This is a genomic window from Streptomyces sp. NPDC058457 (genome assembly GCF_042720695.1).
Lineage (GTDB): Bacteria > Actinomycetota > Actinomycetes > Streptomycetales > Streptomycetaceae > Streptomyces.
On record NZ_JBHXLU010000003.1, the window covers coordinates 164927 to 177092 of the forward strand.

13 protein-coding genes are annotated in these 12166 nt (G+C 70.6%); 10 read left to right on the top strand and 3 right to left on the bottom strand.

The window, feature by feature from the left end; all coding sequences use genetic code 11:
- Positions 1-169 precede the first annotated feature (169 nt).
- Complete coding sequence (locus ACFWPS_RS04315; protein ID WP_383700762.1) at positions 170-1027, top strand: helix-turn-helix domain-containing protein; 858 nt, start codon at positions 170-172, stop codon at positions 1025-1027.
- Complete coding sequence (locus ACFWPS_RS04320) at positions 1024-1305, top strand: DUF397 domain-containing protein (protein WP_383700764.1); 282 nt, start codon at positions 1024-1026, stop codon at positions 1303-1305. The genes ACFWPS_RS04315 and ACFWPS_RS04320 overlap by 4 nt, the downstream gene beginning before the upstream one ends.
- A 64-nt stretch (positions 1306-1369) precedes the next feature.
- Here ACFWPS_RS04320 and ACFWPS_RS04325 read toward each other — a convergent pair whose 3' ends face one another.
- Positions 1370-1945 (bottom strand): TerD family protein, encoded by a 576-nt coding sequence (locus tag ACFWPS_RS04325; RefSeq protein ID WP_355709085.1) that lies wholly within the window; start codon positions 1943-1945, stop codon positions 1370-1372.
- A 184-nt stretch (positions 1946-2129) separates the two neighbouring features.
- Here ACFWPS_RS04325 and arfB point away from each other — a divergent pair, with 184 nt between their 5' ends.
- The 6 genes from arfB to ACFWPS_RS04355 all read left to right on the top strand — a co-directional run bounded on the left by arfB (position 2130) and on the right by ACFWPS_RS04355 (position 7252).
- Complete coding sequence (gene arfB / locus ACFWPS_RS04330) at positions 2130-2558, top strand: alternative ribosome rescue aminoacyl-tRNA hydrolase ArfB (protein WP_361295526.1); 429 nt, start codon at positions 2130-2132, stop codon at positions 2556-2558.
- Positions 2559-2595: 37 nt separating this feature from the next.
- Entirely contained in the window at positions 2596-2733 is a 138-nt protein-coding gene (locus ACFWPS_RS04335; protein ID WP_383700766.1) for a hypothetical protein, read from the top strand.
- Positions 2734-3221: 488 nt separating this feature from the next.
- Positions 3222-5837, top strand: coding sequence for a nitrate- and nitrite sensing domain-containing protein (locus ACFWPS_RS04340; RefSeq protein WP_383700768.1), 2616 nt, complete (start codon positions 3222-3224; stop codon positions 5835-5837).
- Positions 5834-6265, top strand: coding sequence for a roadblock/LC7 domain-containing protein (locus ACFWPS_RS04345; protein ID WP_361295532.1), 432 nt, complete (start codon positions 5834-5836; stop codon positions 6263-6265). The genes ACFWPS_RS04340 and ACFWPS_RS04345 overlap by 4 nt, the downstream gene beginning before the upstream one ends.
- On the top strand, positions 6262-6660 hold the full coding sequence (locus tag ACFWPS_RS04350) for a DUF742 domain-containing protein (RefSeq protein WP_383700770.1): 399 nt from the start codon (positions 6262-6264) through the stop codon (positions 6658-6660). The genes ACFWPS_RS04345 and ACFWPS_RS04350 overlap by 4 nt, the downstream gene beginning before the upstream one ends.
- Positions 6641-7252: an ATP/GTP-binding protein gene (locus ACFWPS_RS04355; protein WP_383700772.1), complete on the top strand. Its 612-nt coding sequence runs from the start codon at positions 6641-6643 to the stop codon at positions 7250-7252. Before ACFWPS_RS04350 ends, ACFWPS_RS04355 begins: the two co-directional genes overlap by 20 nt.
- A 305-nt stretch (positions 7253-7557) precedes the next feature.
- On the opposite strand, the gene ACFWPS_RS04360 is transcribed toward ACFWPS_RS04355, so the two are convergent.
- A complete protein-coding gene (locus tag ACFWPS_RS04360) occupies positions 7558-8130 on the bottom strand; it encodes a flavin reductase family protein (protein WP_383700774.1) in 573 nt (190 codons plus the stop codon).
- A gap of 315 nt (positions 8131-8445) precedes the next feature.
- Here ACFWPS_RS04360 and cdgB point away from each other — a divergent pair, with 315 nt between their 5' ends.
- Together cdgB and ACFWPS_RS04370 are read left to right on the top strand one after the other, a co-directional pair.
- Positions 8446-10110, top strand: coding sequence for a diguanylate cyclase CdgB (gene cdgB, locus ACFWPS_RS04365; protein WP_383700776.1), 1665 nt, complete (start codon positions 8446-8448; stop codon positions 10108-10110).
- Positions 10111-10228: 118 nt separating this feature from the next.
- Entirely contained in the window at positions 10229-11185 is a 957-nt protein-coding gene (locus tag ACFWPS_RS04370) for a carbohydrate-binding protein (RefSeq protein WP_383700778.1), read from the top strand.
- On the opposite strand, the gene ACFWPS_RS04375 is transcribed toward ACFWPS_RS04370, so the two are convergent.
- Positions 11182-12111, bottom strand: coding sequence for a 1-phosphofructokinase family hexose kinase (locus ACFWPS_RS04375; RefSeq protein WP_383700780.1), 930 nt, complete (start codon positions 12109-12111; stop codon positions 11182-11184). The two genes, ACFWPS_RS04370 and ACFWPS_RS04375, sit on opposite strands and share 4 nt — an antisense overlap.
- Between the last annotated feature and the right edge of the window lie 55 nt (positions 12112-12166).

Sequence of the window (12166 nt, forward strand, 5' to 3'; positions counted from 1 at the left end):
ATCGTTCACATCACTCAGCGTGGCCGGGCATGCATACCGTGAACAGTGACGAAGCCCTTGCGTACGGTGACTGTCCGGCGCTTGTCCGGTGCTGTCCTGGCTGTCGGGAGCGTTCGTACGGGTAGGGGCGGGGGCGCGGGTTCGGGCGTACGGCACGAAGGGGCGTGGGATGAGCGTGGACGGCGGCGAGGTGACCGAGCCGGGCTGGGAGGTCGACCCGGACGACGACTGGGGCGTGGCGGTCATCGCGACGGTGGGGCGGCAGCTGAAGCTGCGGCGGGAGGCGGTGGGGATGCGGGCCGCCGAGTTCGGGGAGGCGGTCGGCTACGGGGAGGACATGGTCTACAAGGTGGAGGGCGGCAAGCGGATCCCCCGGCAGGAGTACCTGAACAGGGCGGACGAGGTCCTGGGCGCGGGCGGGCTGATCTCGGCGACCTGGGAGGACGTGAAGAGGGTCCGGTATCCGAAGAAGGTGCGGGAGCTTGCCAAGTTGGAGGGGCAGGCCGTTGAGATCGGGGTGTACGAGGTCGTCAGCATCAACGGCCTGTTACAGACTCCCGAGCATGCGCGAGCGCTGTTCGAGGCTTGGCAACCTGCCTACTCGGAGGATGACTTGGAGCGCGTTCTCGCAGCGCGTATGGCCAGGCGATCCATCTTCGAGCGATCACCAGCCCCTGCGCTCGGCTTCGTCCTGGAAGAGGCAGCGCTTCGGAGGCGGGTCGGCGGCACAATGGTGTGGCGGCAGCAGCTCGAACATCTGCTGGAGGTGGGTCGGTTGCGGAACGTCACCCTTCAGGTGATGCCGACGAACGGCGGGGCTCATCCCGGTCTGGGTGGCAGGGTCGAAATCCTGAAGTTCCCCGACGGGACAGCGGTCGGGCGTTCGGATGGCGCGTTCAACGGCCGGGCCACTTCTGATCCGAAACAGCTCCACATCCTTGAGCTGCGATATGGCACCATCCGGGCGCAGGCTCTACCGCCCCAGGAGTCACTGGCCCTTATCGAGCACATGCTTGGAGAAACATGATCAGCAAGGCCTCTGCCGGAAGCCCCTCCGAGCTGGCGTGGTTCAAGAGCAGCTACAGCAGTGGCCCCGACGGCGACAGCTGCGTCGAAGTGGCCCTGGCCTGGTTCAAAAGCAGCTACAGCAGCGGCAATGACGGCGAATCCTGCCTCGAAATAGCCCCCACCCCCACCACCATCCACATCCGCGACTCCAAGTACACGCCCGCCACCCCCGGCCCCCAGCTCGCCCTGGCCCCCTTTGCCTGGGCGGCCTTCGTGCCGTTCGCGTCGGCGCACTGAGCGAAAACCAGGAGCCCCCGGCGTCACGCCAGGGGCTCCCGCACAGCGCAGCGTGCCGCGTCTGTCAGACGTTGACGCCGAAGTCCTGCGCGATACCCACCAGGCCGGACGCGTAGCCCTGGCCCACCGCGCGGAACTTCCACTCCGCGCCGTTGCGGTACAGCTCGCCGAAGACCATCGCCGTCTCCGTCGCCGCGTCCTCGGAGAGGTCGTAGCGGGCGATCTCGGCGCCGCCGGCCTGGTTGACGATGCGGATGTAGGCGTTGCGGACCTGGCCGAAGTTCTGCGAGCGGGTCTCCGCGTCGTAGATCGAGACCGGGAAGACGATCTTGTCGATGTCGGCGGGGAGGCCCGCCAGGTTGACGTTGATCGCCTCGTCGTCGCCGGCGCCCTCGCCGGTGCGGTTGTCGCCGGTGTGGACGATGGTCTGGTCCGGCGTCTGCTTGTTGTTGAAGAAGACGAAGTGGGCGTCGGAGTAGACCTTGCCCTGGGTGTTGACCGCGATCGCCGAGGCGTCGAGGTCGAAGTCCGTGCCGGTGGTGGTGCGGACGTCCCAGCCGAGGCCCACGGTGACGGCGGTCAGGCCCGGAGCCTCCTTGGTGAGCGAGACGTTGCCACCCTTGGAGAGGCTTACAGCCATGGTCGGGAGTCCTTTCCCTCGTTTCGCGTACGACCGTGCGGTGCGTACGGGCTTGAAGCTACAGCTACCCGTAAGAACGCCACGAGGGGTACCGAAGGTTCCACCACGCTTTACTTTCTTTACCAAACGGGTGATGAACGATATTCACGTGACGTGTGCCGGTCAGCCGCGCGACCATAGGGGCATGTCCGGTCCTTACGTCATCCGCGGCTCCGTCTCGCTCCCCGAGGCCGAGCTCCACTGGCGTTTCTCGCGGTCGTCCGGGCCGGGTGGGCAGCACGTCAACACCAGTGACTCGCAGGTGGAGCTCCGCTTCGACCTCGCGAACACCGAGGCGCTGCCGCCGGTGTGGAAGGAGCGGGCGCTGGAGCGGCTGGCGGGGCGGCTCGTCGACGGCGTGATCGTCGTACGGTCGTCCGAGCACCGTTCGCAGTGGCGCAATCGCGAGACCGCCGCCGTACGCCTTGCCGCGCTTCTCGCGGAGGCCACCGCGCCACCGCCCAAGCCGCGCCGCCCGACCCGCATCCCGCGCGGGATCAACGAACGCCGACTGCGGGAGAAGAAGCAACGCTCGGACACCAAGCGCGGGCGTACCGGCCGCGACTGGTCGTAACGCCGTCCCTGCGGCCTTCCGGCCGATCCTCCCGTCGGTGTATGCAGTCGAGAACGAGGATCTGTTCGTGGCAGTCGGCGACGAGGCCACCGGGCTCGCCCGCGGACCGCTCGCTGCCGGAATCCGGACCCGCGGCGGCGGACGAGACCCCGGACGCCTCGCCGACGGCATCTGAGCTGCTGAAATCCTGCCAGGTGGCTGGTTCATGGCTCCACCGCGACGACTGCCCGGAGAACCGGGCGGGCATCGGGCGGGCATCGGGCGGAGCGTCGCCGCCTTGGGCGCGGCCTCGGCGGTCGTTTTCGGCCGTTCGCAGTCGCGGTCGGACGAGGGTTCCGGACCGGTCGGCCGGGACTTCGCTGCGCCACCCGGCGGATCCGCGGGGTGAAGGCAAAACGCTTACGGGCTTCATTCAATGTGGCTACTATCTGCCACCAGTCGCCGGACTTTGGCGATTTTTTCCTCATGGATGCACCGAACGGTGGGGGGAGTGTCCCTAAGGTGACCGGATTTGGCAGGTTTGGGGGTAGACGGGCCGGAAGTGCGGCCGTCGAGAACCAGCCATCGGACGCTGTGCCGGCGTCAGCTGACCTTCTCTCACAGCCGGTCGGGTCGGGCGGCAGCCCCGGTCGACTGCCCCTGCGTACCGTTCTGATCATCCTCGTGGTCGTACCGAGCCTCGCGCTCGCGCCCCTGTGGGGCCTGAGCACGTACCAGCTGGCCACCCGCTGGCAGGCGGAGAAGACCCAGAGCGACCTGGCCGCCTCGTTGGGCCGGCCGTCGTCCGTCCTCTTCCAGTCCCTCGACGAGGAGCGGCGGCTCACCGCGGAGATGCAGGCCGACCCCGGCACCACCGCCCGCGGCAAGCTGGCCGCCGCGCGCGCGGCGACCGACAAGGCGGTGACCGGCTTCCGCCCGGCGGCGGACCAGAGCACCTCGCACGGACAGCAGGGACTCGGTACGGCCCTGTCCGGCACCGTGCGCGATCTCGACCGGCTCGCCGCGCAGCGCAAGGCGGTGGACACCGGGTCCGTTGGCCAGAAGGCGGCGTTCGACTACTACAGCGGCACCATCGACTCGCTGATCGACGTCTTCACCGCGCTCGGCCGCCGGAGCAACGCCGGTGCGGCCCTGCTGGCGAACACCCTGGTCGACCTCTACGGCGCCATCGACCGGATCGGGCGCGAGGACGCCCTGCTCGGCCGCGACTGGCAGACCGGGCATCTGAAGGTCAATGAGTACGACGTGTTCGTCGATGCCGTCGGCACTCAGGAGTACCTGCTCCAGCGGGTCGCCCTCGGCCTCACCGGTGCCGAACTCGACGCGTACAAGAAGGCGACGTCCGCCAAGTCGTGGGAAACCCAGCACAGCCTGGAGGAGCAGGTCATCGTCGCCGGCCCCCACCACTCGCAGGGTGAGCTGGAGCTCGGCCGGATCCACACCCAGTGGCGCACCTCGCTGGACGCCAACCGCCCGCGGCTGCTGAATCTGGTCCAGGTCCGGGTCGCGCACCTCGACAAGGTCTCCGCCGACGACGTCAGCCGGCTCCAGTGGACCCTGGTCGTCGTCAGCGCCGTCGGCCTGCTCGCCGTGATCCTGGTCATCCTCACCAGTTGGCGTCTCACCGTCCTCCTGCGCCGCCGCATCTACGCCCTGCGCGAGGAGGCCGTGGAACTCCAGCAACGGCTGCCCGACGTGGTGTCCCGGCTGGAGCGTGGCGAGAACGTCGACGTGGACCGCGAGGTCCGGCTGGTCGAGCCCACCCCCGACGAGCTCGGCGAGCTCGGGCGGGCCCTGAACGCGGCCAGCCGCAGCGCCGTGGCCACCGCGGTGCGGCAGGCCGAACAGCACCGCGGCTTCGAGCGGCTGCTCCAGCGGATCGCCCGGCGCACCCAGATCCTCATCGGCCTCCAGCTGCGGAAGCTGGACGAGCTGGAACGCACGCACGAGGATCCCGAGGTGCTGGAGGGCCTGTTCGACCTGGACCACCTCACCGCCCGGCTGCGCCGCTACGAGGAGAACCTGGTCATCCTCGGCGGCGGCCAGCCGCAGCGCCGCTGGCGTAAGCCGGTCCGGCTGCTCGACGTGCTGCGCGCCGCGCAGGGCGAGGTGCAGGACTACCGCCGGATCTCGATCGACGTCGAGGACGAGCCCTGGGTGTCCGAGCGGGCGGTGGGCACGCTGGTGCACATCCTGGCGGAGCTGATGGAGAACGCCGCCGCCTTCTCCAAGCCGCCGACGCCTGTCGAGGTACGGGCCGCGAGGGTCGGCCGGGGCGTCGCGGTCGAGATCGAGGACCGCGGCCTGGGCATGGAGCCCGAGGACTACGCCGCCGCCAACGCCCTGATGGAGGCGCCGCCGCAGCTCGACGTGATGACCCAGGCCGACGACGTACGGCTCGGCCTGTACGTGGTCGCCCGGCTGTCGGCGGGCCTGGGCCTGCGGGTGGAGCTGCGGCCGTCCGCCTTCGGCGGCACCCGGGTGGTCGTGCTGCTGCCGCACCAGGTGGTGGTGGAACAGCCCGGCACGGAGCCCCAGCCGGTCGCGCTCCCTCCGGAAGTCCTGCCGCACCCGCCCGGTCCGCGGCCGCACCCGCACGACGCCGGTATCGGTCTGCGGGAGCCGTACGAGGGCGGGCGGTTGCCCACCCGCGCCAAGGGACACGCGATGGCGAACGTCACCGCCTCCGGTCTCCGGCCGTCGGACGAGGACGAGGCAACCCCGTCCGCGCCGACCGCGGCACGGGCGCTGCCCCAGCGGGTCCGCCAGGCCAGCCTGGCGCCCGAACTCCAGATCCCGGCGGGGCTGGAGGAACCGGATGAGCCGGATCTCTGGACGTTCCCCGACCGGCCCGGCCGGTCCGGGGCCGCGATCGGCGCGTTCCAGCGGCAGTCCCGGCAGTCCCGGCAGTCCCGGCAGTCCCGGCTGGCCCGCAGCGGGGGCGACTCGGACGACGGCACCGCGGGCGGCTTCGGCGACGGCTTCGGCGGCAGCACCAGCGGCGGCGTCAACGGGGCCTTCGCCAACGAGGCCTTCGCCAACGGCACCGGTGACAGCGGCGGTAGCGCCACCGGTTACGACACCGGCCGTAGCCACGACACCGGCCGCAGCCACGACACCGGCCGCAGCCACGGCTACGGCGGCGGCGACAACGACGGCGGCGACAACGACGGCAGCGGTGACGGTACCGGCTTCGGCGAAGGCAGTGGCGAAGGCAGCGGTGCAGGGCCCGCCTCGCCCGACCGGCCCGGCTCTCCTAGGACGGATGATCGAGAATGACGCAGCGTACGACGGCCACCGACGTGGATCTGGACTGGCTTCTTGACGGGCTGGTCGACCAGGTCACGGGCACCCGGCACGCCATCGTGCTGTCGGACGACGGCCTGGTGATGAGCCGTTCGCGGACCATCGACCGCTCGGACGCCGAGCGGCTCGCCGCGATCGCCACCGGCCAGCAGAGCCTGGCCCGCGGCGCCGGGCAGCTGTTCGGCGGCGGCCCGGTGCACCAGGTCATCGTCGAGATGGCCGACCTGTGGCTGTTCGTGATCTCCGCCGGCCGCGGCACCCACCTGGCGGTTACCGCCTCCCAGGAGGTCGACGCCGAGCTGATGAGCGTCGCGATGCACACCCTGGTCCAGCAGGTGGGCCAGCGGCTGGGCACCGACGCGCGTACTCCGCCGTCCGATGACGCGGGGAGAGCCGGATGAGGCACTGGACTGAGGGGTTCGACGACGATGACGCCGACGAGCAACTGGTCCGTCCCTACACGATCACCAGCGGGCGCACCACCCCCGAGCGGGCGGATCTGACGCTGATCACCCTGGTGACGACGCTGCCCGAGGTCACCACGCAGGCGGCGCTCGCGGTGCGCAGGATGCAGCCGGAGCACCGCACGATCCTCGGGCTCTGCCGGGAGTCCAAGGCGGTGGTGGAAGTCGCCGCCAAGCTGGGGCTCCCGGTGTCGTTGACCAAGATCCTCATCGGCGATCTGGTCGACTCCGGTTACATGTGGGCCCGTTCGCCGCAGCCGCTCGCCCGGGCCGGCGGCCTTCCCGACATGAATATCCTCAAGGCGGTGAGAGATGGACTACGCGAGCTCTGACCACACGGCGGGCCTTACGGACACCGCTCCCCTGGCGGCTCCCCTGGCGGTGAAGATCCTGATCGCCGGCGGGTTCGGCGTCGGGAAGACGACCCTGGTCGGCGCGGTGAGCGAGGTCGCCCCGCTGCACACCGAGGAGTACCTGACCCGGGCCAGCGTCGGCGTGGACGACCTGGAGGGCGTGAACGGCAAGTTCACCACCACCGTCGCGCTGGACTTCGGGCGGATCACCATCAGCGGCGACCTCGTGGTCTACCTGTTCGGCACCCCCGGCCAGGAGCGCTTCTGGTTCATGTGGAACGACCTGGTCAACGGGGCGATGGGCGCGGTGGTCCTGGTCGACACCCGGCGACTGGAGGTGAGCTTCGCCTCGATCGACTTCTTCGAGAGCCGCGGCATCCCCTTCGTCGTCGGCGTCAACTGCTTCCACGGGGTCCGCGACCGGACCGCGGAGGAGATCCGCGCGGCACTCGCCCTCGACCCCCAGGTGCCGCTGGTGCTCTGCGACGCCCGCGACCGGGGGGACGGCCGCGACGTGCTGCTGGCGCTCGTCGACCACTTGATGGCCGGTCGGCCCGCCACGTCCGTGTAGGCATGCCCGAGACCTGGTGAGCGGCCACGCCCACCGCCCTGGCCCCACCGCCCTGGCCCCACCGCCCTGGCCCCAGGGCGGTGGGCACTGCTGACGTCGTGACGAAAGGCCGTCAGAAAGCCGACCGTGGGGTCTCCGCCGACGATCAGGCGCGGCCGGGCGACCCACGCCGGACGCGAATGCGGAGTGCCGTTGTCAGATTTGCGGTGGTTATCTTTTCGAGGCGGAGCGGAGAAGGCATCCGTGCGCTGTGGAACGGCCGTTCAGTAACTGTTCGCGGAATTTCCGAAACAGACCGTGCGGTTTCATCCCAGCTGCCGGTAGCGCCCCCGGAAATACATCAGCGGGCCGCCTTCCGTGCTCGGCAGTTCGGCGGTGAGGACGCGGCCGATGACGAGGGTGTGGTCGCCGGCCGGCATCCGCTGTTCGGTGCGGCACTCCAGGGTCGCGAGGGCGCCGCCGACCAGCGGGGCCCCGCTGGCCTCGCCGCGGACGTACGGGATGTCCTCGAAGAGGAGGCGGTCGCTGATGCGGCCCTTCATCGCGAAGCGGCCGGCGATGTGGCGCTGGCTCTCGGTGAGCACGGAGACCGCCCACCGCGGCTGTTCGTCGAGCAGGTCGTCCATCCGGGAGCCCTCACGCAGGCTGACCAGCACCAACGGCGGGTCGAGCGACACCGACATGAACGCGGTGGCGGTCATGCCGACGTCCTCGCCGGCCGGCGCCAGCGGGTCGTCCGGGTCCAGCGACGGCTCCTGCGCGGTCACCAGGACCACACCCGCGGCCAGCCGGGACAGGGCGGCCTTGAACGCTTCGTTGCTCACCCCCACAGCATGCCCGGTGGCTTCTGCGGCGGCGGGGGAGGGAGTCTTCAGCACGCCGGGAACGCTAGTGTCGGACCCGGCACCACCGCATCGGCCATCGGCCCGATCCGGGTCCTAGGACCAAGGGCGGGTGAAAGGCCGTAACGTGCATCATGTGCACACGCCCGCAAAGGCTGTGTTCAGTAAGCACACAGGTAAAACGCAGAAACTCCACTCAATTGTTCACGTTCTCCTGTGACTTGAGTCACAAGGGGGGTGAATTGTTGACCCTGTGTACCGGGTGGGCAGCGCGCTGTGATTCAGTGGCGGGGAAAAGTAGCGCCGAAGCAGACCCTTGATTCGCTGCGAGGTCTCGGGGGGAGGGCGAGCATGGAGACCGAGTCGGAGCCCTACGTCCGTCTTGCGTCCCTGCGACAGCTGCACCAGGTCATGGCCGACATGAACACGGCCCGCAGCCTGGCGGACACACTGCAGACCGTCGCCGACGGCGTGATCACCGCTCTCGGGTACGAGATGGCGTGCGTCAACCTCGTACGCCCCGCCGAGGGCGACCTGGTCGTCGCCGCCTTCTCCGGCAACTCCGCCGCCGAGGCCCTGATCACAGGGCGGGTCGGCTCCCGGGAGTCCTGGGACCGGCGGCTGAACATGGGCGAGAACTGGGGCGACCTCGTCTTCATACCGCACACCGAGGGCTGGGTCCTCGACGACGACGACGTCCCGCAGTGGTACACCGACGGTCCCGCGCCCCGCTTCGAGGACGAGTGGCACCCCTCGGACCGGCTCTTCGCCCCGATGTACACGCCCGGCATATCGGGCAGCTCCTGCGGCGAACTCCTCGGCGTGATCTCCGTCGACCGCCCGCGCAACGGCCGCCACCCGGGCGCCTGGGGCCGCGAGGCCCTGCAGATGTACGCCTTCCAGGCCGCGATCGCGATCAGCAACGCCCGGCTGCGCGCCAACATGCAGCGCGCCCTGGTCCGCCTGGAGCGCGAGCAGCAGGCCCTGCGCGCCAGCGAGGAGAGCTTCCGGCAGGCCTTCGAGTACGCCCCCTCCGGCATGGCGATAGCCGAGATGGGCGGCGACCAGCACGGCCGAATACTGCGCACCAACGACGCCCTCTGTCGCCTCCTGGGCCGTCCCGCCTCCGCGATGCGCCGCTACTCCTTCTCCGACCTGGTCCACCCCGAGGACATCGGCACCCTGCTCCGCACCTCGGCGGAGGGCGGCCGCGCCGAACTCCGCCTCGGCCGCCGTGACGGCACCTACGTCTGGGTCTCGCTCCGGAACTCCGTCGTCGCGGACGCCGCCGACGGCCCCCGCTTCCTCCTCACCCACGTCGAGGACATAGAGGAACGCAAGCGCCGCGAGCTCCAGCTCGCCCACCGCGCCTCCCACGACTCCCTCACCGGCCTCCCGAACTCGGCGGAGCTGCGCTCCCGCCTCTCCTCCCGGCTCTGCCGGCGCGCCGACACCGGCGGCGGCCTGGAATCCCTGGACGCGGCCTACGGCCACCCCGCCTACGACGCCAACGGCCACGGCTTCGACTTCGCGGGCGCGGCGGGCGTCACGCCGTCCTACGAGGGCTACGACCACCACGTGCACACCGTCGCCCCCGAGGAGGGCCGCGACGACGGCGCCAAGGGGCTCGCGGTGCTCTTCTGCGACCTCGACGGCTTCAAGTCCATCAACGACCGGTTCGGGCACAACGCGGGCGACGCGGTCCTCATCGAGGTCGCCCGGCGCCTCGGCAGGGCCGTGCGCGACGGCGACACGGTGGCCCGCCTCGGCGGCGACGAGTTCGTGATCCTCGCCGACGGGCTCGGCAAGGCCGACGCCCAGGACCTCGCCGTACGCCTGCGCAACGAGATCATCCAGCCGATCCGCGCCGAGGGCCGGGCCGTGCGGGTGGGCGCCAGCTTCGGCATCGGATGGGCGCACTGCGGCATGACGGCGGACGAAGTCCTGAAATCCGCCGACGAGCGGATGTACGTAGAGAAACGATCTCGTCCCAAAGCACATCGCCGTGCCGGATGATCCGCAGGTCATCGAGCTGATGCGATCCGAGTCACCCGTTTGGCTCAGCCAGACCGGGTAGGCTCGACACTCAATACCTGTATTGCATCCGCCCGCACCTGTTGAGGAGTACCAAGGGATGACGCCCGGCGACAACGGCGCGAGCACGCCCGAGGACGACGACCCGTTCGGCTACCTGTACGCCGACGGTCAGGCCAGAGGGGCCCAGCCGCCGTCCGGCTCCGGTGGTTACGGCTACCCGAACGCCGTCAGCAGGGTGCGCCCGGTCGGCGAGCGCACGTACGGCGGCCCGCAGCAGGCACCGCAGGCGCAGTACGGCGGCCAGACCATCCCCCAGCAGCAGCCCGGCGGCGGCTACGGCCAGCAGCCGAGCGCGGCCTACCAGGCCCCGGAGACCTTCCCGGGCGGTGCCCCGACCACCCGCCAGGCCCCGCAGAACCCCGGCCGCGGCCGGGGCCCGAACACCAAGGGCCTCCTCATCGGCGCCGTCGCGGTCGTCGCCGCCGTGGTCATCGGCATCAGCGTCGCGATGATGAACGGCAACGGCGACGACAACAAGGCGAGCAGCGGCGCCTCCACGTCCCCGACCCAGTCCCAGAGCGCGTCTGCGAGCCCGTCGAGCACGAGCTCGGTGTCGGCGTCCGGCGATATCGCGCCGGTCGACGCGAAGACCTTCCGCCTGGACGGCGGCGCGAGCACGGCCTCGGACGTCAAGGGCGCGAAGGCCCAGGGCGGCATCTACGTCACCAACTTCAGCCAGACCGGCGCCGGCGTCACCTGGACGGTCAGCGGCATCCCGTCGGACGGTCTCTACACCGTCTTCGCGCACTACAGCGCCGTGCAGGACCAGGCCATGACGCTGTCCATCAACGGCAAGACGTTCGGCAGCAAGTTCCCCCTGAACAACTACACGGGCCAGAGCGACCCGACCAAGGCCTGGACAACCAGCTACACGTACCCCACCCTCACCAAGGGCACCAACGTCATCTCCCTGTCCTGCCAGAGCGGCGACAGTTGCGACATCCTGCTGGACCAGATGTGGCTGAGGCAGGGCAAGCACACGAACAAGGGCTAAGCGGCCGTCGGCCCGCCGGTCACGGTGATCTGGCCGAGCAGTTTCTCGTAGGTCGCGCGGTCGAACTCGCCCGCCGCCGGGGCCCGCACCGTCGCTGCCGACAGGGCTGCCGCGCGGGACAGGCGGTCCGGCCAGGGGAGCTGTTCGACGAGGGCGGAGAGCAGGCCGGCCACTGCCGAGTCGCCGGCGCCGGTGGGGTTGCCGTGTTCCCGGGTCGGGGGGACCGCGCGCCAGCGGCCCTCCTGGGTGTGGGCGAGGAGGCCCTGCGCGCCCAGGGAAGCGACCACCGTGCGTGCCCCGCGCCGCCGGGCGTCCTGGGTGGCGCGCAGCGGGTCGTGGGAGCCGGTCAGTTCCGCCAGTTCGTCGGCGTTCGGCTTGAGCAGGTCCGGGCGGGCCGCCACCCCGCGCCGCAGCGGCTCCCCGCTGGTGTCGAGGAGGACGGGGACACCGGCGGCCCGCGCCGTCTTTATCAGCCCCGCGTACGCGCCCACCGGCACCCCCGGCGGCAGGCTGCCGCACAGCGCCACCGCCGAGGCGCCGCCCAGCAGTTCCTCGTAGTGGTCGAGGAAGGCACCCCACTCGGCCGGGGCTATCTGCGGGCCGGGCTCGTTCAACTGGGTCGTGTCACCCGTCAGTTCGTCCACGACGGCGATCGTGCGCCGGGTCGGCCCGGTGACCGGGAGCAGTGCGTCCCGTACGCCTGGGCTGTCCGCGAGGCGCTCCCGTACCGCCCGCCCGGTCACGCCCCCGACGAAACCGGTCACCGTCGCCTCGTGCCCGAGCGCGGCCAGCACCCGGGCCACGTTCACGCCCTTGCCGCCCGGCCGTTCGGCCATGTCCGAGACGCGGTGCGAGGTGTGCGGGCGCAGGGCACCGACCCGGTAGGTGATGTCCAGAGCGGTGTTCAGCGTGACGGTGAGAATCACCGGGCGACCTCCCTCGCATCTGCCCGTGCCGTCGGTCGGGGGGCCTCGATCATGC

What these genes read in the sequence shown, in the direction of transcription:
- ACFWPS_RS04315 (WP_383700762.1), top strand. Translation starts at nt 170, where the DNA reads ATGAGCGTGGACGGCGGCGAGGTGACCGAGCCGGGCTGGGAGGTCGAC.
- ACFWPS_RS04320 (WP_383700764.1), top strand. Translation starts at nt 1,024, where the DNA reads ATGATCAGCAAGGCCTCTGCCGGAAGCCCCTCCGAGCTGGCGTGGTTC.
- ACFWPS_RS04325 (WP_355709085.1), bottom strand. Translation starts at nt 1,945, where the DNA reads ATGGCTGTAAGCCTCTCCAAGGGTGGCAACGTCTCGCTCACCAAGGAG.
- arfB (WP_361295526.1), top strand. Translation starts at nt 2,130, where the DNA reads ATGTCCGGTCCTTACGTCATCCGCGGCTCCGTCTCGCTCCCCGAGGCC.
- ACFWPS_RS04345 (WP_361295532.1), top strand. Translation starts at nt 5,834, where the DNA reads ATGACGCAGCGTACGACGGCCACCGACGTGGATCTGGACTGGCTTCTT.
- ACFWPS_RS04350 (WP_383700770.1), top strand. Translation starts at nt 6,262, where the DNA reads ATGAGGCACTGGACTGAGGGGTTCGACGACGATGACGCCGACGAGCAA.
- ACFWPS_RS04355 (WP_383700772.1), top strand. Translation starts at nt 6,641, where the DNA reads ATGGACTACGCGAGCTCTGACCACACGGCGGGCCTTACGGACACCGCT.
- cdgB (WP_383700776.1), top strand. Translation starts at nt 8,446, where the DNA reads ATGGAGACCGAGTCGGAGCCCTACGTCCGTCTTGCGTCCCTGCGACAG.
- ACFWPS_RS04370 (WP_383700778.1), top strand. Translation starts at nt 10,229, where the DNA reads ATGACGCCCGGCGACAACGGCGCGAGCACGCCCGAGGACGACGACCCG.